Genomic DNA, 22,416 nt, shown 5'->3' with positions numbered 1-22,416 from the left:
CGGTTTCCAGGCGATGGTAGGCGAGGTTTCTCCTTATGTTTCCAATAATGTTGACAATATATATCGAGTATATTAACTTAACAATTGCCTGCGGTATCCACTTCATCAATGGATAACTCCCCCGCATGCCGGAGAGAATGCCATGCCGATTTACGATTCAATCACCGAACTCATAGGAAATACCCCGCTGCTGCGATACCGGCCTGCAGAGGGTGAGAAGCTGGCAGGTCAGGTGCTGCTGAAACTGGAGAATTTTAATCCCCTCTCAAGTGTGAAAGACCGGATCGGATTGTCCATGATTCGCAGAGCTGAGAAGGAGGGGCAGCTTCTCCCCGGTGCAGCTATTGTTGAGGCCACCAGCGGAAACACCGGAATAGCTTTGGCCTACATCGCTGCGGCTACAGGGCATCCGGTATATCTTACCATGCCGGATACCATGAGCATTGAGCGACGAAGACTACTGAAGGCGTTCGGAGCCAAACTGGTCCTCACTCCCGGAAATGAGGGGATGGGTGGTGCGGTGAAAAAAGCCGAAGAGCTTGCTCAGAGCATGGAAAACGCCATGCTTACCCGACAATTTGAAAATCCTGCAAACCCGGAGATTCACCGCCTCACCACTGCGAAGGAAATCTGGGAGGACAGCGGAGGAAATGTTGATATCTTTGTGGCAGGGGTTGGTACCGGCGGTACTCTCAGCGGTGCAGGAGGGGAACTGAAAAAACTGAACCCGGAGCTGCGTCTTGTGGCCGTTGAACCCGAGGGAAGTCCCGTTATTTCAGGCGGTAAGCCCGGACCCCATAAGATTCAGGGGATCGGCGCCGGCTTCATTCCCGGGGTGCTGGATACGGAAATTATCGATGAAGTGTTAAAGGTAAGCAGCTTTGATGCCGGAGCCGCTGCACGGAAACTGGCCGCGGGCCACGGGGTTCTCGGCGGAATCAGTGCCGGTGCCAATCTGCATGCCGCATTGGAAATTGCCGGGAAAGAAGAGTCCAGGGGAAAAACAATTGTTACCGTAATATGCGACAGCGGCGAACGGTATTTAAGCACCTGGCTTTTCGACGACTAATACAAGTTAATACACAGAAGCTTCAGACAGGCCATCCTGATACCTATGGAAGAACGGGAATGCATTCAGGATCCAATCTCATGATTAAACGGAGGAAATCATGGCACATCATTTTGAGACACGGGCGCTGCACCAGGGACAGGAAATTGAAGAGAGTTCACCTTCCAGAGCAGTTCCCATTCACCGGACCGCAGCATACATGTTCAGGGATAGTGAACACGCTGCAAATCTGTTTGCGCTGAAAGAACTGGGCTATATCTATACCCGGCTGATGAATCCCACAACCGACGTGCTGGAGAAGCGGGTTGCGGATCTTGAAGGCGGGGCTGCCGCCTTGGCGACCGCATCGGGCACCAGTGCAATTTTTTATTCACTCATAAATATTGCCGTTGCAGGTGATGAGATTGTTGCTTCCAGAAATCTCTACGGCGGAAGTTACACCATGTTTAACGATATTCTTCCCCAATACGGCATTACCGTGCATCTGGTGGATCCTCTGGATGAACAGGCCATCCGTTCGGCCATTAATGAAAAAACACGGGCGTTGTTTGTGGAGACCATCGACAATCCCACCCTCCGGGTGTCCGATATACCCCGTTGGGCGGAGATTGCACATGAAGCGGAAGTTCCCCTGATTGTGGACAATACCTTCGCCACCCCCTATTTATTTCGTCCCATTGAGCATGGTGCAGATATTGTAGTTCACAGTCTCACCAAATGGATCGGCGGTCATGGTACGGGGCTCGGCGGAATAGTGGTGGACAGCGGAAAATTCCCTTGGTCCAAATACCCCAAGTTCAGCACCATGAACGAGCCGGATTCGAGCTATCACGGTTTGCGCTACGCCCACGACCTGGGCGAACTCACAGCCGTTGCCTACGCCCTGAGGATGCGCCTGGTGCCCCTGAGGAACCTGGGAGCCGCTATGAGTCCGGATAATGCCTGGCTCTTTCTCCAGGGGCTGGAAACCCTCAGTCTGAGAATGGAACGACACAGCGAAAATGCGGAAAACGTTGCAAAGCATCTTGGCTCTCATCCTCAGGTAAGCTGGGTCAGCTATCCCGGACTGCCTGGAGATACCAATGCTTCCGGTGCCGAAAGCAGCGAAAACGCGGCAAAACTGCTTCCCCGGGGGAAGGGCGGAATGGTGGTGTTCGGAATCAAGGGCGGACGTCAGGCCGGAGAACGTTTCATAAATAATTTAAAGCTTTTCAGTCTGCTGGCCAATGTGGGAGACGCAAAAAGTCTTGCCATTCACCCGGCCAGTACCACTCACAGTCAAATGTCTGCCGATCAGCATACGGAAGCGGGTATCGGGGAAGAGCTTGTGCGACTGTCGGTGGGGCTTGAGCATATTGATGATATTTTAGAGGATCTGGACCAGGCTCTCGGAGGCTGATCTTGCACTATATCCGTCATTTTGTCCCCGGGTTTCCGGGGGCGGGAGATGCTGGAAATGCCCGCTTTCCTGACTTACAATTAAGGGTGTGAATGAAAGTTCGGTGAATACAGTATTGCATCTCACGGATATCCTGCCCCAGATCATCCTGATCCTGGATGGCAATGGGGTGGTGGTAGATCATAACCCCGTTATCCGGGAGCTCCTTCCATCAGGCGTTCATTCCATTCGGGGTGAAAGTCTGGACGCCTATCTTCATCCCTGGGAACCCGGGGATGCCAGACGTTTTCACGCGCTGCTCCAATCGCCCAGGGGAGAATCCCAGGGACCATGGGCGGATTACGCAATTTCCTTTAAAAACAGCTGGTCCGGACGCAGCATATACCGGGCCGAACTCCACCGCAGAAAAGATGCCTCAGGAGTCCTTCTCATCCTTGAAGATGTTACACTGCTGCGGCAGATGGAAGAGGAGTACCGCAGGGTTCAGCGCATCCAGTCCCTTCTTCCCCTGATCAGAGGCTATGCGAATGATTTCAAGGAACGCTTGCAGGTTCTTTACGGTTCGGTGGACTTTCTCCAGGAAATTCTCAAAGATCCTGATCCGGCTGATGAGAGTACTGCCGCCTCCATGCGGGAAAGCCTGGATGGCATTCTCAGGCATCTGGAACGGAGTAACGGGAAACTGGACACAATTCTGGGGCTCAGCAATGGTTCCCGAAACGCCGGAGATAGTTTCTCCCTTGAATCATGCCTGAGAGAAGCCGCGGAGCGCAGTCTTATGGGCTCCAACAAGCATCCCGATCTCAGCCTTACTCCGGACCTCCCGCCGTTCCACGGGAATTATGAAAAAATCAGTCAGATGTTTCAGAATATCATTCTCAATGGAGTACAGGCAGGCAGCGAAGCGTATAAAATTGAAATATCAACCGAGTTGGTGGAACGGAATGGACGTGATTCGGTGCTCATCAGCATTGCCGATCATGGGCCGGGAATGACCATGGATGTGCTCGCCAGGGTACAGCAGCCGTTTTTTTCAACCAAGGACAACGCCGACGGTTTGGGTCTGTTTATCGCCAAAAATATCGCTCTGGAATATAACGGCAGTCTGGACATAGAGAGTGCTGCAGGAAAAGGCACCCGGGTGCATATCTACCTTCCCTTGAATGCGGAGGCAGCTGCCGCCCCCGAAAGAAGGTCTCTGCCGCCGGGATTAAAAATTCTTGTACTGGATGATAATCCGGAGGTGCAGGAAGTGTGGGAGCGTCTGCTGTATCAATTGGGAATATTCGGAAGCTTTGCGGCAAGTACGTCACAGCTATATGAGAAATTCGAACGTGCGCTGGATTCCGATTATCCCTTTCATTTGGTAATCCTGGAGGACGACGGGGAAGAAATTCCCGACGTGTTTCATACGCTCAAGCGGCTTCAAAGGCTTCAATCGGGGCTTCCGGCAATTTACGCATCCACCGCTCCTATGGATTATAGCGCGGATGAGTTAAGGCAGCAGGGATTTGATGCGGTACTCAGAAAGCCGTTCCGTTTTCCCGATCTTCATAATGCCCTGCTTCAAGCGGTGCACGTGGCGGCCCGGCGGGAGTGATGTCAGCGGTACTGGTTCTCGTCGGTTTCAAAAAACGTCTTCACATCTGAATGGCTGGCATCCAGGGGACCGCTTACCAGAACCGGAGGAGACTTGATAGATTCTGCGCTCATCATTGAGGCAATTCGCTGAAGGGAGGAAATGAGGAGCATCTTTTCCCAGTCTTCCAGGGTATCGAATCTGCGGATAAAGTCCTCCTGGAGCATGGAAGGGTGGGCTGCCAGAATATCCAGTGCCCGTTCCGAAAGCTGGAGGTTGACCTTCCGCTTATCCGCTTGTTGGCGTACTCTGGTTACAAATCCCTGTTTTTCCAGACGGTCAAGAATACTGGTCACCGTTGCCTGACTGAGACTGATATTTTTTGCCACACTGCCGATGGTTCTGCTGCTGTCTTTATGCAGTTCCTTTAAAACCAATAGCTGAGGTCCGGTGAGTCCATACTTTTTAGCCAGATTTTTCGAATGCAGATCTATGGCCCGAATAATCTGGCGAAGCGTGGCCAGTATCAAATCGCTGTAATTTTCCACATGTATATCCCAAAGTGAACTCATATCATACTCCGTTTCTCATGTCTATTATCATCAAAATACTAGTAAATTACAACCCTATAGTTTAGTATACGAAGTAAAAATCTGTGGAAAACGGAGAGGTAAAGCAGAACTAAGGGTGAAATTGGACAAAATTGATCCAAATTGTTGATAATTGGATGGGTGTTCAATTATAATTCGGGAGGTTTATGTTGTCCGAATCAGAATTATGCCCGGGTATTTTGACTATGTGCTTGGAATATATTTAGAATACTAATATTAAGTTTGAAAAATTCTTATGATTATCTGGGTGTTCAGCTGGGAAGGAATTCGGCTGCGCTCTTCCTGGACGCAGCTTCCGCAGGTTACAATGACAGCTTAACAGACCCAAGGAGCTTACATGAAAAACGTAACCGTGATCGGTATTTCCGGTGGATCCGGATCAGGGAAGACCACCATAGTCAAAAAGATTTCCGAGGTTCACCCTGATCTGGTATGTATTCCACAGGATAACTACTACCGCAGTGCGGAATACATCAACAACGAAAATATTACCGCCTTTAATTTTGATCATCCCGCAGCATTCGACACAGACCTCATTGTAGAGCACCTTGAGCTGCTGCGCCGGGGCGAAAGCATCCGCATGCCCATATATGATTTCGTCAATCACCGCAGAGGCGAGGAACATATTGTGGTGGAACCCCGGAAGGTGGTAATTTTTGAGGGCATTATGGTGTATTTCGATAAACGGGTGCGGGACCTTATCGACCTGAAAATATTTGTTGATACCCCGGATGACATCCGCTTTATCCGCAGAATGCGCAGAGATATCCATGATCGGGGCAGGACCATGGAATCGGTTATAACCCAGTACCTGGAAGTGGTGCGTCCCGGCCATTATGAGTTTATTGAGCCCACCAAAGCATTCGCCGATCTGATTGTACCCGAAGGCGGAATGAATGAAATGGCGCTTGAGGTGCTCAGTGCCTTTCTCAAACAATTCTAATATGAAACTTGGAGATTTAAAAACCTGCGATCTGAAGAACGGAGGACAGAAGCCCGGTAAACAGAAGGACGGAGAACAGAAGCCCGGCGTTCTAACACACAGCGCTATAAACTACGGCATTATTAGACACGGAGAAGATGAATGAATATGGCCTTGTTTTCCCATGAGGAATGGGGACGACCTCTTCCTGCAGGGGATTATCGGGAAGAGCATATCCGCGAACAACTCAAGCTGGAAAAAGGCGATACCCTGAAGGTGGGGCTGGAAAATCAGGGCGTGGGAACGGCCCGGCTTTTGAGCGCGCCGGGCCCTAACCAGGAGCTCAGGCTTGAGTTTCCCCGTGAATTGAAGCAGCTTCCGCTGCCCCGTTTCCGCCTGATTGTGGGGCATCCCAGGCCGCCGGTGTTTCAGCGGCTTCTCCGGGATTTAAGCTCCATGGGGGTATGTGAACTTTTCTGGGTGCACCCCCGCCTGGGGGAAAAAAGCTATCTTTCAAGCAGGGCGTGGACTGGAGATGCGCTCCGCAAACAGATCGTTCTGGGCCTGGAACAGGGGGGACACAGCCGCCTGCCGAGGGTGGAAAAATATTATTCACTCCATGCATGCCTCAGGGAGCTGGGAGACGGCGGAGCGGGGAATGAGCTGCGGATTATCCTCCATCCCGATGATGAGTCTCCTGCTTCCGGGAGAAGTGCCGGTACTCAATTGGAGCTGATGGATATGCTTTGCAGCATTCGTGGAAAAATGATCTCCGGAATTCCCACCATTGCTATCGGCGCGGAGCGGGGCTGGACTGATGACGAGCTTGAAGATTTCTCCCGCAGCGGATTCTCCTGCCTGAGTCTTGGACCCAGTATTCTGAGGACCGAGACGGCGGCGCTTATCGCATCGGGTATGCTGAGATCTGCTCTGGAAGCTCAGGGAGCCCTTCATGGCTGAAATTAACCTCCAGCGGAGAATTAAGAAGCATGTAAAAGGCCGGAAACACTCAATTGCAGGAATTTGTCATCCTGCCGTGCAGGATCTCCTGCGTCGGGAGCTTCGCCTGCTGGGAATTGATTCCCGGGAGGAGTATCCGGGGGTGGAGCTGTTCAGCGCAGGCATTGAAGATATATACCGAGTTCATCTGTACTGCCGTATTGCCGCCTCATTCAGAATCAGGCTTGACGAGTTCCGCTGCGGCAGCAGAGAGGACCTTTTTTCCCGGATCAGGGGATTTCCCTGGGAATATTGGATAGGGGAGACCACCCCCATCCGGATTAAGATGTCGCTCCAATCCGCCAGGATCCAGCATGAGGGAAGGGCGCAAGAGAGTGCATCCAAGGCCGTTCAGGGAAGAATGGATGAGATATATCCCCGGCGTCACTCAGCCCGAAACGGGGAAGCAGAATCCGGCTCCATAGCGCCGGACTCAACAACGCTGAGCTCAACAGCGCCGCACTCAAAAGCGCCGCACCCCCAGGTGATTCATATCCGGATCGAACATAGCAGAGCCAGCATCAGCTTGGAGGCCAGCGGAAACCTTCTTTATCGCCGGGGGTATGCCCCCGCCCAGGGGCTTGCCCCCCTCCGGGAAAACCTGGCGGCGGCTATTGTTCAGGCGGCTCCTTTCCCCATACCTCTGAGAATCGTGGATGCCATGGCGGGAAGTGGCACATTCCTGTTCGAAGCGCTGCTCTCTGCACTGGGGCTTCCCCCTCTTCCCCAGAGAGAATTCAGTTTTCACAGCTGGCCGGTATACAGGCCCGAGGCGGAAAACTACCTCAGGAAGAAAGCCCTGGGCGAAATTGCATCCTCGCCGGATCTTGCTCCCGAAACCCGTCGCGGAGATTTTCATGGGGTGGAGATTGCCGAAAATGTGTTCAATTTGCTTGAAAAGAATGTCACAGGGTTTCGGGACCAGCTGTCCTATCTGATGGGTGAAACTGATGTCACTGCCCCCGGAATAACCTTGAGCAACGAGGATTTCTTCGTATGGATCTACGACCAGCTGGAGCCGGGGGGAGTGCAGATTTCCGGAGAGCCTGGTTTGCTGATCTGTAATCCTCCCTATAACTGGCGGGTACGTTCCCACACAGGTTTGTACCGGCGTATCTGGAACCTTTTTACGGAAATTTTGCCCACATGGTTTGGAATAGTTCTTATTCCGTTGAATTCCTCCGGGAAGCCGTTCCTGGCGCCTGAGGATGTCCCCCCCCATCGGATTCTTAAACGAAGCAGTACCCGGGACTTTCCCCACGGGGGAAAGCGTATCCGCGCCTTGTATATTCACCCTGCAGCCGGATCCACTGATGGGGGTTCAGACTGAACCGCTGTTCGGGAAAAAGAGGTTTATTTTTCCCGGTTTCATGAGTACAATGCTAATAAATACCACTGCTTTTCCTGGAGTTACAAGATCAACACATGGATACACATGTTGAATGCAGGGCAGGAAAAGTCGGCGGGAATCTGTTATTACATCACACGAGGAAGGTCAGTATGAAACGAGTTCGGGTTGCAGTTACAGGTGCGGCAGGTCAGATCGGCTATGCGTTGTTGTTCAGGATCGCATCGGGTCAAATGTTTGGAGAAGACACCCAGGTGGATCTTCAGCTGCTTGAGCTGGAACAGGCACTCCCGGCTCTGAAAGGGGTGGTAATGGAGCTGGAAGATTGTGCCTTCCCTCTGCTGAGTTCGGTGACTCCCACTTCCGACATGGCTGTGGCGTTCAAGGACGTCGACTGGGCTCTGCTTGTTGGGAGTATTCCCCGGAAAAAGGGAATGGAACGGGCGGATCTGTTAAAGAAAAACGGCGGTATTTTTGTGGAGCAGGGAAGGGCGATCGGGGCAAATGCCCGGAAAAGCTGCAAGACCCTTGTGGTGGGTAATCCCTGCAATACCAACAGCTATGTTGCCAAAGCCATGGCGAAAGATATGGATGGGCGTAACTTTTTTGCCATGACCATGCTGGACCAGAACCGTGCGGTCACCCAGCTCGCCCAGAAGGCTTCAGTGCCCGTATCCGCAGTTAAAAACCTTGCAATCTGGGGCAATCATTCACCCAGCATGTATCCTGATTTTTATCATGCAACCATTAACGGGAAGCCTGTTCACCAGGTGATCGAAGATGAAAACTGGTTGAAAGGGGACTTCCTCACAACAGTACAAAAACGGGGAGCGGCCATTATTGAAGCCCGGGGGGCATCTTCCGCCGCCAGTGCGGCCAACGCAGTGGTAGATACGGTACGTCACCTGACAACGCCCACGCCCCAGGGGGAGTTTTTCTCAGTTGCCGTGTCTTCCGACGGAAGTTACGGGGTGCCCGAGGGAATTATGTTCAGTTTTCCGGTTCGAAATACCCCAGACGGCTGGGAGATTGTTCAGGGCCTTGAGCATAACGGCTTCGGTCACGAAAAACTGAATGCAACCCGGGAAGAACTGCTCAATGAGCGGGCAGCCGTGGAAGGTTTGATCAGCTGAGGGAACATTATTCTGTCCCCGAGCCTGTCTCTCCGTCTTCCTTCCGGATAATATACAGCCGGGAGCTTACGTCAACCATGATCCGGACCCGGTCATTGTAGCCGGTTCCGGTGAACTGGGGCCAGAGCCGAAACCCTGCCTCCATTAATTCGTCTCCGTAGGCGATCACTTCCCGGGTCTCGGCGGGAAAAAGATAGTTGTCTGAAATTACTTTGTGAGCCAGGCCCCGCAAACCCGATGCTTTCACCTTGAACGGCAGGTAGCCGTTGATCAGCTCTCCGAAGCGGCGAATGTTCAGGAAGTGGGGGGCGGTTCGTATGAGGTATTTTTTTGCCGGATCCAGCCCTTTCAGCCGTATCCGTTCTCTCAACGGACTGGCTTCCTGATGAAACTGGAAATAACCCACAACCCCCGATCCGGTTTCCTCCCGGTACAGCTGCCATACGGCGGTGTTTCCTTCAAACGGAGAAGCCAGCCGATAAAATGTGCCGAATTGAAATAGTTCCCGATGTTCCTTATATAATTCAACCTGTCCTGCGATGATTTTTTCGTCGAAGGGTGAGAGGGATTGAAGATCAAGCTCATATCCCAGCGGGGCAAAGGCCGCGCAGTGAAAGCGAGTGGATATGCTGCTGTTCCTTAAGGTCTGGTGGGAAGGATCGGATCCCACATGGGCGGCGGCGGTATGCTGGGGGTAGAGAAGACTGCTTCCGTGCTGGATCTTCAACCTGCTGACCGGGTCGGTATTGTCGCTGGTCCAGATCTGGGGACTGTAAAAAAGCATACCGGTATCAAAACGGTTTCCACCGCTGGCGCAGGTTTCCAGGAGTATATTAGGGAACTCATCCGTAAGCCGTTTCAGCAGATCGTACACCCCCAGGGTGTAACGATGTCCCAGCTCTTTTTGCCTGGCAGGTGGGAGGTAGCTGGAAACGGGGTCGGAAATACTTCGGTTCATATCCCATTTCACGTAATCCGGTTCACATGCGAGAAACAGTTCCCTCAGTTCCCGGTGCAGATAATTCACCACAGCGGGGTTGCTCATATCCAGCATGAGCTGGTGTCTGCCAAGGCTTGGGGTGCGGTGGGGGCTGGAAATTGCCCATTCCGGGTGACTTCGGAATAAATCGCTGTCAGGAGAGACCATCTCCGGTTCAATCCAAAGGCCGAACTGCAGCCCCAGTTTTCGGATCTTCCGGCTCAAGGCCTCTACTCCGCCGGGAAGTTTCTTCCTGTCGGCAACCCAGTCGCCCAGACTGCTATGATCGTTATTCCGCCCTTTAAACCAGCCGTCGTCAACCACGAAGAGCTCCATTCCCATGTTCTTTCCCTTCCGGGCAAGCTGAAGGAGGCGGGTCTCGTTAAAATCGAAGTAGAGGGCTTCCCAGCTGTTAAACAGCAGGGGACGGGGGCTGTTCCTCCATCGGGGCGGGATTACATGATCTGAAATAAACCCATGAAACTGGCGGCTTAGCGCTCCCAGGCCCCGGGAGCTGAAACTGAAGAACGCTGCGGGGGCGTTGAATTGTTCACCCTCTGAAAGCGTCCAGCGGAAATCGTGATCGTGAATACCGCATTGAACCCGCACATAACCGTATTCATTCCGGTCAAGGTTCATTTCGTGGTTGCCGCTGTACATGAGGGAGAACCCCATGCACTCCCCCCGGTCCTCTCCGGTGTTCCCGGATGCGAGAGCTATAAACGGATTGTGTTCCGCACTGGATGCAAAGCGGCGGGATGAGATGGAAGTTCTCCCTCGGGGTATGGGACCACGCTGGATGTACTTTTCCCGAATCCATCTGCCTTCCAGACTGATAAATTCCCAGCCATCACCTTCAACATCCATGTTCATGCTCATTATCCGGTGGATCTGGAGTTCAGGTTCCCGGTTTACAACCCGGGTTCTGCATGCAAATACGTCGTGTTCCGGGAAGAGATCATAACTGATGTACAGATACACGTCCCGTACCGCTTCCTTGAGTATAAACTCGAGGGTTTCCGGGGGATTTCGGGGAATGGGCAGGGCGTGAGCACCGGGGACGGACCGGGGAGAGGCTTCGCCGTACCCCTCCTCGCTGTGTTCACGTTCTTCGGTATCTGTTTCCTGAAGCACAGCGCCCTGGTATATGCGGTAGCCGTTGTATAAAAAATCGCATATGGATGTTCCGTCGGCATACTCCAGCTCAATGGAGGGCAGCCGATAATCCCCCTTGCCGCTTCCGGGCATGAGCGAACTGATGGTCTGAAGGCTGAATCCCGCTTCTTCGCTGTAGGCGGTTTCTATTCCGGGAATAAAGCTGAAATCCTGGATTAGACTGGAAAACCCATCCTCCCGGTCCCGGAGTCTTCCGCCGAAATGCAGCAGTTCCGGATGTCCGCTTTCCCGAATATGAAGGATAAGGCTTGAGTTATGTGTGGCAAGATGAAAAAAGGAACCCTGGGTGCGGATCATTTTTTGCTGTTTCCGTTGTCCCTGCTAACCATAGTATCCCCGCTGTTTCCCGGTGAAGTCCCGGCTGTCGCTGAGGCAGGGCGTATTCGGGGAATGATCAGAGGTGTGGAGGCCCGGTATTCCCGATACTCCTGCTGTTCGCCCCACTTCTTGTCTGCCTGCTTCTCCAGGAGAGGTACGCCGCTTACATAGCGCAGCATAATGGTGATGAACAGGGGACCTGCCAAGTACAGAAATTCAAATGAACGAAAAAAGGCCGAAGAAGCCAGACCCATTCCCCACCAAATGAGCATTTCCCCAAAATAGTTGGGGTGTCGTGAGCGGGACCAAAGACCGCTTTGCATGAATTTCCCCGAATTGTCTGTACGGGATTTAAACGCGAATTTTTGCCGATCCGCGACCCATTCAATGACCAAGCCTGCGGCAAATACCGTCCAGCCTGCACCCAGAAGGATGAGTCCCAATGGGGAGATTATTTCAGGAGAAGGGGGCATGCTGCTTCCCGCAAGGGGGAACATTACGATCCATACAGTTAACGCCTGAAGCAGCCAGAATGAACCGAAACGGATAAAACTGTCCCGCCGGTCATCAAAGCGGTGATCCACTTTAATAAGGAGAATCCTCCGGAACAGATACCCTCCCAGTCTGAGCGCCCAGAGTATTACCAGGGCAAGGTTTACGTATTGGGCGGGATGATACAGAGGAGCTCGGAATCCCAGATAGAGGGACAGCAGAATGAAACTGAGACTGTAGGTCAGATCGGTGAACAGGTCGCTCTTGAGAAACGCGGCCATGAGAAAAAACAGTCCGTTTATTCCCAGACTGATCAGCAGAAGTTCGAAAAGCATACGACCTCCTTATTGGATGCCTCCCCGGGAAAGGGAGGCTGCAGGATCAGCTTTTCCCTTCAAACCATACTTTAGATGATTTGGCGAAAGCATCACCTTTTGCAATTCCAAGATACCAAAGAAAGGCACCAAGAATATAGGCCAGTGCAACGCCAATGGCTGCTAAAAACCACATCATATTGCCCGTCTTATAGGCTTCGGCGCTGAAATTGATGGAGAGGATGAACGGAATAGCCAGGACGAAGGTCATTCCCGATGCATAGGTGTAATCCGAGGCCACAGGGGTTTCAAACTCCGGATCCAGAACCCTCAGCAGGGCAAGGCCGGTAGAGAGTGTGCCGGTGGATACGCCGAAGATCAGCAAGGTGCGGAGGAACCGGTGGTCGCTGAAAGCCCTGGATCCCATCCAGGGAATAATGGCCAATGTCATTGCCGCTCCGGCAACTCCCACAATCAGAATGGGAAGCCAGTACTGGGCCACAATAACCAGACTGATGGCTGCTATGGAGCTTGTGACCATCAGGTCAACGGAAATTCCTGAAACCCGGTTGAGGGTGCGGGACTCCAGAATATGATCGGCCTTGAAAATTGAGAAGACTTTCCGCATGAACATCCCCATCATTGCAGAAAAGATGAAACTGATTCCCCAGAGATTGGTGGCCAGTTCGGCACCGGTATCCCCAAGCAGGCCCAGAAGAAATCCCAATCCGTGGAGGAAGAGATATGTCATGAGATAGGTGAACAGCACCGTCACAACGTTGAAGGTGAGGGTATCGATTGCCTCCGTCTGGGTTGTCTGATATGAACCCACGGGCAGCTTACTGCCTTTGGGATATATTCCGGTGCGTACATCGGGACCTTTAATGGATTTAATGTAGTCGGGGCTGATCCAGTGACGCTTCACGCCGTAGTTAATGAGAAAGATACCGCCGAAGCTTGCCAGGATAAATCCCAGGGCGGCAAATGTGAGACCCACGGATCCCGCATCTTCAATTCCGAACAGCTTCCATCCTTCACCTATGGCAAATGCCTGGCCGGGACCCTGGGCAAAGCCAAGGGGGAGCAGCAGCCCGAAACTGTGAAACAGATCGGGCATAAAGCTGTGGATGAAAATCCAGGTGAGGGTAAGGCCCAGAAGCGCCTGCATCCCGAACTGACCCAATATCCCCATTGCAGTAGCGGTGATATTCCGCCGTGCACCCTGGCGCTTAAACGGCGGCCGGAGGGTGAGGGCGATAAATGATATGCTGAGAAGGTGATATGCAAACTCTCCGAGAAAATCCTGGTTCATGCCGATATGGGGCAGCACGTAGTTGAAAAAAGGAAGGAGAATGAAGCCCGCAATAATTGAGTTGGGTATGAGAAAGCGCTGGAAAAAGCGTACCCTTGAACGGATGAAGCTTGCCAGGAGCATCGCAGCGGATATGATCCCTGCATGAATGAAGAAATCCCAGTTGAACATCATACAATACCTGCCTTTTCAGGAGAGGGGAACTGTTCCCGTTCCTATCTTTTTACTTCGGCCGGTGGAAGCGGGCTTACGATCTCCTGTTTCCGGCAGCCGTTTGAATTTTGAAAATAGATTTTTTTTAAAGTTTCAAACACGTAAACCTAACAGGTAAACACCGAAACTGTCCAGATTTTTCCGCAGCGTTGAACATGTGGCCCTTCCTTCTTTTTGCGGCAGTTTTCACACAATCATTCTGCTTCGTGATATGATCAGTGGCATGTTTCACCCCGGTATACGCATTTCCCATTTCCAGCAGCTGGATTCAACCAACGCATATGCCCTCTCCCACCTGGACGAGCTTGATCATCACGCGCTGATTATCAGCGATATTCAAACCGCCGGCCGGGGAAGAAGGCAGCGGGAATGGGATTCATCCGTGCAGGGGAATCTCTACATGACGCTTGTGGAAAAACGGACCCCCGAACATCTGAATCTTCCCAACTACACCCAGCTGATGGCGGTGTCCGTACGCTCCGCCGCCCGGAGTGCGGGCTTCGATCTTCGGATAAAGTGGCCCAATGATCTGATGCTCGGCGGAGGAAAAGCAGGGGGGATACTCAGCGAGGTCAGGTTTCGGGGGCAGCGCTTTTTGGGCCTGGTTATTGGTGTGGGGCTCAACCTGAGAAAGGCTCCGGTTCTTGAAGCCGGGAGCTTCTACCCGGCGGTGAGTTTTGCCCATACGGGAAATGGGACAATTGCCCAGGAGCCTCCCGGGCGCGATGAGTTCGCCGCCTCGGTGATGCAGGAGTACATGAAACGCTATGCTGATTTTCTGGAATCGGGGTTCGCCTCTATCGGCAGGGAGTACCGTTCGGGACTATCTGAATACCGGCGGCCGGTGTTTATCGAATCCGACGGATTCCAAGATGAGCACAGTTTTGAAGAAATTAACGATGCCGGGGAGATTGTAGTGCGCAATCCTGAAGGGGTGTTACTGAATATCCAGGCCGGTGATGTACGGTGACGGATGGGAAAATGGCCTAGGCAGCCGGAATGGGTGTATAATGGAATGGCTCTACCCGAATATTGAGTATTAAAAAATCAAAGGCGGTATGTTCCATGTCTGGAATTATGACAGGTGTGAATTTTATGTTGATTGGAATGGGGGCTGTGTTCGTTTTTTTGCTCCTGTTGGTTGGATCGATGCTGCTTCTGCAGCGTTTTGCCTCCCATGGAGGCAGGGAAGCTGAGCCTGATCTCCACAGAAGGGCAGTTGCTGCTGCGGCAGCATACCGGTTTCGAAGCAGAGGAAACAGCTAATGAAAAAGATAGATGTAATGATCACCGCATTCCGTGACGGATTTCAATCCGCCTACGGGGCGCGGGTACTCACCGATGATTTTCTTCCTGCGGTTGAAGCAACCCGAGAAGCGGGAATTACCCATTTTGAGGCCGGTGGAGGTGCCCGTTTTCAGGCGCTCTACTTTTACTGCAATGAGGACGCCTTCACAATGATGGACCGGTTCCGGGAGGCTGCGGGTCCGGAAGCGAATCTTCAGACTCTTTCCCGGGGAGTGAACGTGGTGGGCCTGGATTCACAGTCCAGCGATATCATAGAAATGCATGCACGACTTTTCAAAAAACATGGCATAACCACCATTCGGAATTTCGATGCACTGAATGATGTAAATAATCTGATTCCCTCCGGTACATTCATTCATAAAGCAGGGCTCCGACATGAAGTGGCCGTAACTCTTATGAGCCTGCCTCCCGGAACCCCCGGAGCAGATACCGCCCATACTCCAGAGTTCTACACCGCCACCCTGCAAAAGATTCTCGATTCGGGGGTTCCCTTTGACTCTGTCTGTTATAAGGATGCATCGGGAACTTCAACCCCCATGACGGTGTACCGGGCAATCCGGGAGGCAAGAAAAATTCTTCCTCCGGAAATTCCCCTCCGTTTCCACAGCCACGACACCCTGGGTACCTGTATTCCCCAATATCAGGCTGCAATTGAGGCGGGTGCTTCAGGTATTGACCTTTCCATGGCTCCGGTATCCGGAGGTACCTGCCAGAGTGATGTGATCTCTATGTGGCATGTACTGAGAGGCAGCGAGTTTGATCTGGGCATAGATATAGAAAAAATGCGGGAAGCCGAAGAAGTGTTCAAAGACTGCATGAAAGATTACTTCGTACCTCCTGAATCTAAAACCATAGAGCCCCTCATTCCATTTTCGCCCATGCCCGGAGGTGCTCTTACCGCCAACACCCAAATGCTCAGGGACAACGATATGATGGATTCATATCCCCGGATTATTGAAAAGATGCGTGAAGTGGTGAAATTGGGTGGATTCGGTACCTCGGTGACTCCGGTTTCCCAGTTTTACTTTCAACAGGCGTTTAACAATGCAATGTTCGGAGACTGGAAAAAGATTGCCCAGGGCTATGGAAAGATGGTGCTGGGGTATTTTGGTAAGACGCCGTTCCCTCCTGATCCTGATGTAATAGCCGAAGCTTCCAAGCAGCTGGGCCTGGAACCCACCACGAAAACCGTCCTGGAGTTGAACGATGAAGATCCTTCCAAAGGCCGGAAAGCAGCCAGTCTCATGCTTAAAGAAGCGGGGATCCCGGAGAGTGAGGAGAATATATTTATTGCCGCAACATGTCGGGAAAAGGGGATTCAGTATCTGAAAGGAGAGGCGGTTCTGGGAATCCGGAAGAAATCCCCGGAAGCCGGGAAGACTGACAAAGCAGATGAGCGTCCGGCAGGAGAAGCTGCCCGGCAGGTGAAGGTACATGTGGACGGGCGGGATTTCCTGGTTAACTTTTTGCCCGACGGGTCGGCCGAAATTGACGGTCAGAAATTCCGTATGGAAGTGGATCAACAATCAGTCAGCTCTGGGGACAAACCGGTTTCGGATCCCCGGGCCGGAAAAAGCCGAAACATGGAGGCTTCACGGATTGTTTCCCTGGATGCCCCCCTGACCGGTACCATCGTACGTGTGGCCAAATCCCCGGATCAGAGCGTTGCTGCGGGGGAAACCATATGTGTCCTGGAAGCCATGAAGATGGAAAATGAAGTAAAAGCGCCGGAAGACGGCGTACTGGAATCCCTGGACGTTGTGCAGGGGCAGAAGGTTGCCTCGGGAGCCCGGCTTGCCCAGATCCGCTGCAGCGCAGCGGTCGGGGGGTAGAATGGAATTTCTTCAATCGATGCAGCAGCTCTGGCAGTCCACCGGAGTTTATGGATTTCTCAATTCCGATGTACTGATTTTCGGGGTAGTTCCCGGCGAACTCATTATGATTCTTGTGGGATTTCTCCTGCTTTATCTGGGCATTGTCAAGAAATTTGAACCTCTTCTTCTACTGCCCATCGGTTTCGGAGGGATTCTTGCGAATATCCCGCTGGCGGGAATTGCAGGCCCCGGGGGTTTTTTGGGAATTATTTACGATTTTGGTGTTTCCAACGGTCTGTTCCCTCTTCTTATTTTCATGGGGGTGGGGGCTATGACAGATTTCGGTCCGCTGCTGGCACATCCGAAAACAGCTTTGCTGGGAGCGGCGGCTCAATTTGGAATTTTCTTCACGTTTATGGCGGCTCTTGGGGTATCCGACCTCTTGCCGGCGGTGGATTTCAGCATTCGTCAGGCGTCGGCAATCAGTATTATCGGCGGGGCGGACGGGCCCACGGCCATCTATGTTTCCACCAAATTAGCGCCGGAGCTATTGGGGGCTATTGCTGTGGCCGCCTATTCGTATATGGCTTTAGTTCCCATTATTCAGCCCCCCATTATGAGAGCGCTTACCACTTCACGGGAACGAAAAATCGTAATGACCCAACTTCGCCATGTCTCGAAAACAGAGAAGATCATCTTTCCCATATTGGTGCTCGGGCTGTGCATACTCTTTCTCCCGGATGCCACACCCCTTATCGGCGCATTGATGTTCGGGAACCTGGCAAGAGAGAGCGGGGTGGTTGACCGCCTCTCCGACACTATGCAGAACGCGCTGATAAACTCGGTAACCATACTGCTGGGACTGGCCGTGGGAAGCAAGCTTCAGGCAGACAAATTTCTTCTGCCGGAAACCCTGGGCATTATTGTATTGGGGCTTGTTGCATTTTCCATCGGCACTGCCGCGGGGGTATTGCTGGGTAAGCTGATGAATTTACTATCCCGTGAGCCGGTTAATCCTCTCATTGGTGCGGCGGGGGTTTCCGCGGTTCCCATGGCTGCCAGGGTTGTAAATAAAGTGGGACAGGATGAAAATCATCAGAATATGCTGCTCATGCACGCCATGGGGCCTAATGTTGCCGGTGTCATAGGATCGGCGGTAGCAGCGGGTATACTCATTGCCTTGAGCTCTCCATTGTAAGGAATGTGCCCCACACCGAATTTTATGTGACGGCTCATTATTGGCAAAATAATTCTGACTGAATTACACTCTTTTTAGGGAGATTTTGTGGCAGCTACATTATTACGTACAATACGTCTGGTACAGACCGCAGTTGACCGTTTGGAGCTACCGGTTGAGCTCAAAGATGTGGAACGTCTGGGTATTATGGTGAACAAAGCCATGTCCACCCAGGCGAGGAGCTTTCATACCGCAGAGCATGTTTTTAATCTCGCCCGGCAGGATCAGCCTCTCCAAATCCTGGCCGCGTTGTTCCACGATATAGTGTATTACAGCATCGATCAGGGCTTCATTCCGGAGATTGAAGACATACTGATCAACTATGTCTACATAGATGAGGGTGATATTGTCATTCGGGAAGATTTGAATACGGAGCAATCCTGTATTCACGGGGTATTATCAGTATTCGGTTTTCAGCCCGGCGACCACCTGCCTGCCTTCGGGGGCATGAACGAATGCTTAAGCGCCATTGTTTTGGTTCATGAGATGGAACCGTTCATGAAGCGGACAGATCTGCTCCAGGTTGTTTGCAGCATTGAAGCCACCATACCCTTTCGAAAGCCCGAGGCGAACGGGCATACTCCACCCCAGCGCCTGGCTTCCCGGGTGACCGAATTGAATGAGTCCAGACAGATGGGGTTGAGTGAAGAGAATATTACTTCCATGATTCAAAAGGCGGTGATATTCGCCAATACGGATGTGGAAAACTTTGCCGAACAGGAAGTTGCCGCATTTCTGGATAACACCTGGAAACTTCTTCCGGAAACAAACCCTTCTCTCCGGACAACCGGATTATATACTGTGAAAAATTACCGGATAGCCCTTCAGAAAATGGAAGGGTTCATGAACTTTCTGAATCCGTCAGTGATTTTCACCTCCTATAAGGGAGTTCCCAGTAGTGAGGATTTGAAGGATCTGAACTATCATGCCAAGCGGAATGTATTGGCTGCCAGGGATTATCTGGGGGTGAAGCTGTTGACCACAGGGGTTCTGGAGGCCATTGCGGAGATTTCCGGCGGAGATGTTCCCATCGCTCTGCTGATGGGAGATATTTCAGACGCCCAGAGCATCGATCATTTTGAGTCCATGCTTCCCCATTCAGAGGTTCAGAAAGGAGCTGCAATTGGTTCAACGGTCTATTCGCTTCTGGCTGAAGGAAGAAACTCCAATACCCAATTTGATCTGAACCGCAGTCCCCTTGCCAAGCATATCTATTTGCACATCGGTTCCGCTGCACTGAAGGACTATTTGGCAACGTTGAAAGAGATGTTCGACGGGGTACGGAGTCCCGAGGATTTTCTGGATGCGCTTCCTTCCAATCTGATTCTTCCGGTAATAAAGGCCTGTGCGGAAATGGCATTTACACGACGCGGTATTTTGAGCGCATTTGTGGAGTCCCGGGAAGGGGCCAAGGGCGCTGCCGGATAGATGCTCTCCCATCCGGCAATTGCCCTGCTATCCCCTGCGATGCATGAGTATCCCTGGGCTATATTAGACAGGAGTCTCACTCAGTTCTTGCTGTACACTCCATATTCAAGGGCTTCCAGTGCGCTCTCTCCATCCAGCTGAACTAGGCTTTTACTGAACAGTTCGGTATAGCTGCCGTGCAATTCCGGGGGAAGTCCGGGGTGCACCTTCTCGTTCCCGGTGTTCACCAATATGAGAAGCTCATCGTTCTGAGTTCTTCGAAGGTACCCCACCGTTCGTTCTGAATTTTCAAGACGTATCCGGCGCATATCTCCAAAGCGCAAGGCTTCTTCCTGCTGCCAGATTTCACCAAGCCGAACATAGAAGTCTCTCACTTCAGGATTAAGACTCCAATCGTAATTCCATTTGTCAAAGAATGCCCAACTATCCTCATTTCCGATTTCCTGGCCGTTATATACAAGAGGGACACCGGGCATGAACATATGTGCCACCGCCATGGCCATGGCTCCTTCCTGGGAGTCGAACAGTACGGGAGGCGGGGCGTCCCAGGCTGTTTCATCATGGTTGGTTATAAACCTGAGGTAGGATGCCCCTTCGATATTCTCCATCTGACGCTCTGCGCCGGCAACAAATATAGCGGAGCTGCCCCCTTCAGCGGTGTTTTTCAACCACCCGTAAGAGTCCCAGCTGTAGATCAACTGGTATCCTGCTTCACTGAGTGCGGGATCGTTGGTTTCACCCAGGAATAATACCGGCTTTACTTCTTTAACCCGGGGAATGCTCTCTTTCCAAAATCCCGGGGGAATCATGGAGGCGGTATCAACCCGATATCCGTCAATGTTAAATTCGGATACCCAGTATTTCATTATCCGGGTGAGCTCTTCCCGAAGTTCCTGATTGGAAAAATCCAAGTCGGCCACATCAGACCAGTCCTCCACCGGGGGCACAATGTTCCCTTCCCCGTCCCGGGTATACCATTCGGGATGCTCTTCCACCCAGGGATGATCCCAGGCGGTGTGATTTACCACCAGATCTATAATAATGTGCATATCCAGGCGGTGTACGGCATCCACCAGGGCCTGAAAATCCGCCTCGCTTCCATATGCCGGGTCCACCGTGTAGTAATCCCGGATTGAATAAGGAGAACCCAGCCTTCCCTTCCGTTCTTCCTCTCCGATGGGGTGGATGGGCATGAGCCAGATGGTTTCAACCCCCAGCTCCCGGATTTCCTCCAGCCGGGGAATGATGGCTCTGAAGGTTCCTTCCGGGGTGAAATCTCTGACGAAGAGCTCATACACAAGGCCTTCCTGAATCCATTGGGGCTCCAGATGTGTTTCCTGAACCACATCCGAGGGCCTGCTGCCCTCCACAGGGGTGGGGAGGGAATTACAGCCGATGAGCAAGAGCAGGGCCCCGGCACCGAGTATCAGCACCAAACGCCGGTGCACCGGGATGTTTCTGCCGGTATGGGGTGTATTATTATTGTTCATAATCCTTCCTTCGAGGGGGTGAATATACCGCCCGTGTCTGGCTTTTTGAATGAAAACGGGCAGCCACAGAATACCAGCTGAATTACCCATCTGCAAGCTTTCATGGAGCGCAGCTCTGATACTGCTTGACCTGGAAGGAACATTTAACTATGTATTCTGTATATGGAAGCATTGCAGCACAAGTACAAAATTATTTTCCTTTTGGGTATCGGATTACTCCTGCATCTTCAGGCTGTTTCCGCCCATCCCCATATTTGGATCGACGTGGACGCGGTTCTTGTGGAGGATCAGGAGGGACCGGAAGGGGTGCGGCTTGAGTGGCGTTTCGATGAATTTTACAGCAGCGGCTTCCTGGTGGATTTTGATGAAAACCGGGACAGGGTGTTCCAGCAGGAAGAGGCTGATGCAATCTATCGTGAGGCGTTTCTTCATTTGAAAGATGGTGGATATTTCAGTTATCTTCAACTGGACGGTGAGATGCTGGATTTTGGCCAGGCCTACGATTTTTATGTGGCATTCAGTTCCGGTCAGGTGGTGTATCAGTTTACTCTTCCGTTAAACTCTGAAGACGCCCAACGGATGAAAGAGGGGGCAGCCCTTTCGGTTACCAGTTTCGACACCACCAATTATATTGCGTTTTACATGAGTGACCCGGGAGCAACAATGGGGCGTACAGTCCGTCTTGAGATGTCTTCGGGCTATGAATACAGTACCCGAGAACTGCGCTTCGGCCGCGGCTTGGGACGGGCATTCCGCAGCAGGGGACGGCTCATTCGGGAACTCAGATAACTCAACCAGGGCGGGTTCAGCCGGGCTGCACCGGGCTGTGAGCCTGAACTTTTTCTTCATGATGTTCGTCACAGGCAAAAAACACCGCTTCACAGCTGTTGCATTGCTGGAGTGAGTGGTGTTTTAAAAATTCATCCAGATGGGGTTTTTGTGACTGGGTGATCTGGCCGGTTCCCTGGCAAAGAGGGCAGGTACTGTCCAGAGCTGCAAGCAGGGCCTGCCGAATAAACTGAGATCTGTTTGGAAGCTGTTTGATCACTTCCGCCAGATCCTCCTCAACCTTGAAACTGATAATTTCCTGTTTTTTTGACATAGTTCCTCCGGAGCATCCGCAATGTGCATAGTATTACAAAGTAATATTATACCGCCCATTCTCCTCTAAATCAATTCCCCTTCCCGGGTCAGGGTTCGGGAGCAGGGGCCGGTATAGGGTTCAGGAACAGAGCACGGGACAGAATTCCGAAGCCGAGGGCGGGTCTGGGTTTC

General features: G+C 52.1%; 20 protein-coding genes. 14 read left to right on the top strand and 6 right to left on the bottom strand.

What is annotated here, in order from left to right:
- Positions 1-142: 142 nt before the first annotated feature.
- From cysK to AC52PS_RS05315, 3 genes are all read left to right on the top strand, one after another.
- A complete protein-coding gene (gene cysK, locus AC52PS_RS05325; RefSeq protein WP_495562007.1) occupies positions 143-1,069 on the top strand; it encodes a cysteine synthase A in 927 nt (308 codons plus the stop codon).
- Positions 1,070-1,169: 100 nt separating this feature from the next.
- The gene (locus AC52PS_RS05320; protein WP_495562006.1) at positions 1,170-2,468 is read left to right on the top strand and encodes an O-acetylhomoserine aminocarboxypropyltransferase/cysteine synthase family protein; all 1,299 of its coding nucleotides are present in this window, start codon (positions 1,170-1,172) and stop codon (positions 2,466-2,468) included.
- Between the two features lie 88 nt (positions 2,469-2,556).
- Positions 2,557-4,068: a hybrid sensor histidine kinase/response regulator gene (locus tag AC52PS_RS05315; protein WP_495562005.1), complete on the top strand. Its 1,512-nt coding sequence runs from the start codon at positions 2,557-2,559 to the stop codon at positions 4,066-4,068.
- Between the two features lie 2 nt (positions 4,069-4,070).
- On the opposite strand, the gene AC52PS_RS05310 is transcribed toward AC52PS_RS05315, so the two are convergent.
- Complete coding sequence (locus tag AC52PS_RS05310; protein ID WP_495562004.1) at positions 4,071-4,619, bottom strand: MarR family winged helix-turn-helix transcriptional regulator; 549 nt, start codon at positions 4,617-4,619, stop codon at positions 4,071-4,073.
- 376 nt (positions 4,620-4,995) lie between these two features.
- Here AC52PS_RS05310 and udk point away from each other — a divergent pair, with 376 nt between their 5' ends.
- From udk to AC52PS_RS05285, 5 genes are all read left to right on the top strand, one after another.
- Positions 4,996-5,601 (top strand): uridine kinase, encoded by a 606-nt coding sequence (udk, locus tag AC52PS_RS05305; protein ID WP_495562003.1) that lies wholly within the window; start codon positions 4,996-4,998, stop codon positions 5,599-5,601.
- A gap of 1 nt (position 5,602) precedes the next feature.
- Complete coding sequence (locus AC52PS_RS05300; protein ID WP_495562002.1) at positions 5,603-5,746, top strand: hypothetical protein; 144 nt, start codon at positions 5,603-5,605, stop codon at positions 5,744-5,746.
- Positions 5,743-6,540, top strand: coding sequence for an RsmE family RNA methyltransferase (locus AC52PS_RS05295; RefSeq protein ID WP_495562001.1), 798 nt, complete (start codon positions 5,743-5,745; stop codon positions 6,538-6,540). Before AC52PS_RS05300 ends, AC52PS_RS05295 begins: the two co-directional genes overlap by 4 nt.
- On the top strand, positions 6,533-7,909 hold the full coding sequence (locus tag AC52PS_RS05290) for a hypothetical protein (RefSeq protein ID WP_495562000.1): 1,377 nt from the start codon (positions 6,533-6,535) through the stop codon (positions 7,907-7,909). Before AC52PS_RS05295 ends, AC52PS_RS05290 begins: the two co-directional genes overlap by 8 nt.
- A gap of 170 nt (positions 7,910-8,079) precedes the next feature.
- Positions 8,080-9,060, top strand: a complete 981-nt coding sequence (locus tag AC52PS_RS05285; protein ID WP_495561999.1) for a malate dehydrogenase — start codon at positions 8,080-8,082, stop codon at positions 9,058-9,060.
- Between the two features lie 7 nt (positions 9,061-9,067).
- On the opposite strand, the gene AC52PS_RS05280 is transcribed toward AC52PS_RS05285, so the two are convergent.
- From AC52PS_RS05280 to AC52PS_RS05270, 3 genes are read right to left on the bottom strand one after another with little or no spacing between them, the layout of a single operon-like run.
- Complete coding sequence (locus AC52PS_RS05280; RefSeq protein ID WP_495561998.1) at positions 9,068-11,512, bottom strand: alpha-galactosidase; 2,445 nt, start codon at positions 11,510-11,512, stop codon at positions 9,068-9,070.
- Positions 11,509-12,360, bottom strand: coding sequence for a DUF1295 domain-containing protein (locus AC52PS_RS05275; RefSeq protein ID WP_495561997.1), 852 nt, complete (start codon positions 12,358-12,360; stop codon positions 11,509-11,511). The genes AC52PS_RS05280 and AC52PS_RS05275 overlap by 4 nt, the downstream gene beginning before the upstream one ends.
- Positions 12,361-12,406: 46 nt before the next feature.
- Positions 12,407-13,825, bottom strand: a complete 1,419-nt coding sequence (locus AC52PS_RS05270; RefSeq protein ID WP_495561996.1) for a sodium/glutamate symporter family protein — start codon at positions 13,823-13,825, stop codon at positions 12,407-12,409.
- Positions 13,826-14,075: 250 nt separating this feature from the next.
- Between AC52PS_RS05270 and AC52PS_RS05265 the strand changes: the two genes are divergently transcribed.
- The 5 genes from AC52PS_RS05265 (at position 14,076) to AC52PS_RS05245 (ending at position 19,651) form a co-directional block, all read left to right on the top strand.
- A complete protein-coding gene (locus tag AC52PS_RS05265; protein WP_495561995.1) occupies positions 14,076-14,834 on the top strand; it encodes a biotin--[acetyl-CoA-carboxylase] ligase in 759 nt (252 codons plus the stop codon).
- Between the two features lie 95 nt (positions 14,835-14,929).
- Positions 14,930-15,130, top strand: coding sequence for an OadG family transporter subunit (locus AC52PS_RS05260; protein WP_495561994.1), 201 nt, complete (start codon positions 14,930-14,932; stop codon positions 15,128-15,130).
- Positions 15,130-17,004: a biotin/lipoyl-containing protein gene (locus tag AC52PS_RS05255; protein WP_495561993.1), complete on the top strand. Its 1,875-nt coding sequence runs from the start codon at positions 15,130-15,132 to the stop codon at positions 17,002-17,004. Before AC52PS_RS05260 ends, AC52PS_RS05255 begins: the two co-directional genes overlap by 1 nt.
- 1 nt (position 17,005) lies before the next feature.
- On the top strand, positions 17,006-18,184 hold the full coding sequence (locus AC52PS_RS05250) for a sodium ion-translocating decarboxylase subunit beta (protein WP_495561992.1): 1,179 nt from the start codon (positions 17,006-17,008) through the stop codon (positions 18,182-18,184).
- Positions 18,185-18,271: 87 nt separating this feature from the next.
- Positions 18,272-19,651, top strand: a complete 1,380-nt coding sequence (locus tag AC52PS_RS05245) for a hypothetical protein (protein WP_495561991.1) — start codon at positions 18,272-18,274, stop codon at positions 19,649-19,651.
- A gap of 80 nt (positions 19,652-19,731) precedes the next feature.
- On the opposite strand, the gene AC52PS_RS05240 is transcribed toward AC52PS_RS05245, so the two are convergent.
- On the bottom strand, positions 19,732-21,141 hold the full coding sequence (locus AC52PS_RS05240) for an alpha-amylase family glycosyl hydrolase (RefSeq protein WP_495561990.1): 1,410 nt from the start codon (positions 21,139-21,141) through the stop codon (positions 19,732-19,734).
- A 162-nt stretch (positions 21,142-21,303) separates the two neighbouring features.
- On the opposite strand from AC52PS_RS05240, the gene AC52PS_RS05235 reads away from it, so the two are divergent.
- Positions 21,304-21,930: a DUF1007 family protein gene (locus AC52PS_RS05235; RefSeq protein WP_495561989.1), complete on the top strand. Its 627-nt coding sequence runs from the start codon at positions 21,304-21,306 to the stop codon at positions 21,928-21,930.
- Positions 21,931-21,946: 16 nt separating this feature from the next.
- Here AC52PS_RS05235 and AC52PS_RS05230 read toward each other — a convergent pair whose 3' ends face one another.
- Positions 21,947-22,243, bottom strand: a complete 297-nt coding sequence (locus AC52PS_RS05230) for a ribbon-helix-helix domain-containing protein (RefSeq protein ID WP_495561988.1) — start codon at positions 22,241-22,243, stop codon at positions 21,947-21,949.
- Positions 22,244-22,416: the final 173 nt, after the last annotated feature.

The sequence above is a fragment of the Salinispira sp. genome, assembly GCF_059431795.1.
The sequence above is the reverse complement of the archived record's forward strand: the minus strand, read 5'-3'. Positions and strand labels throughout refer to the sequence as shown.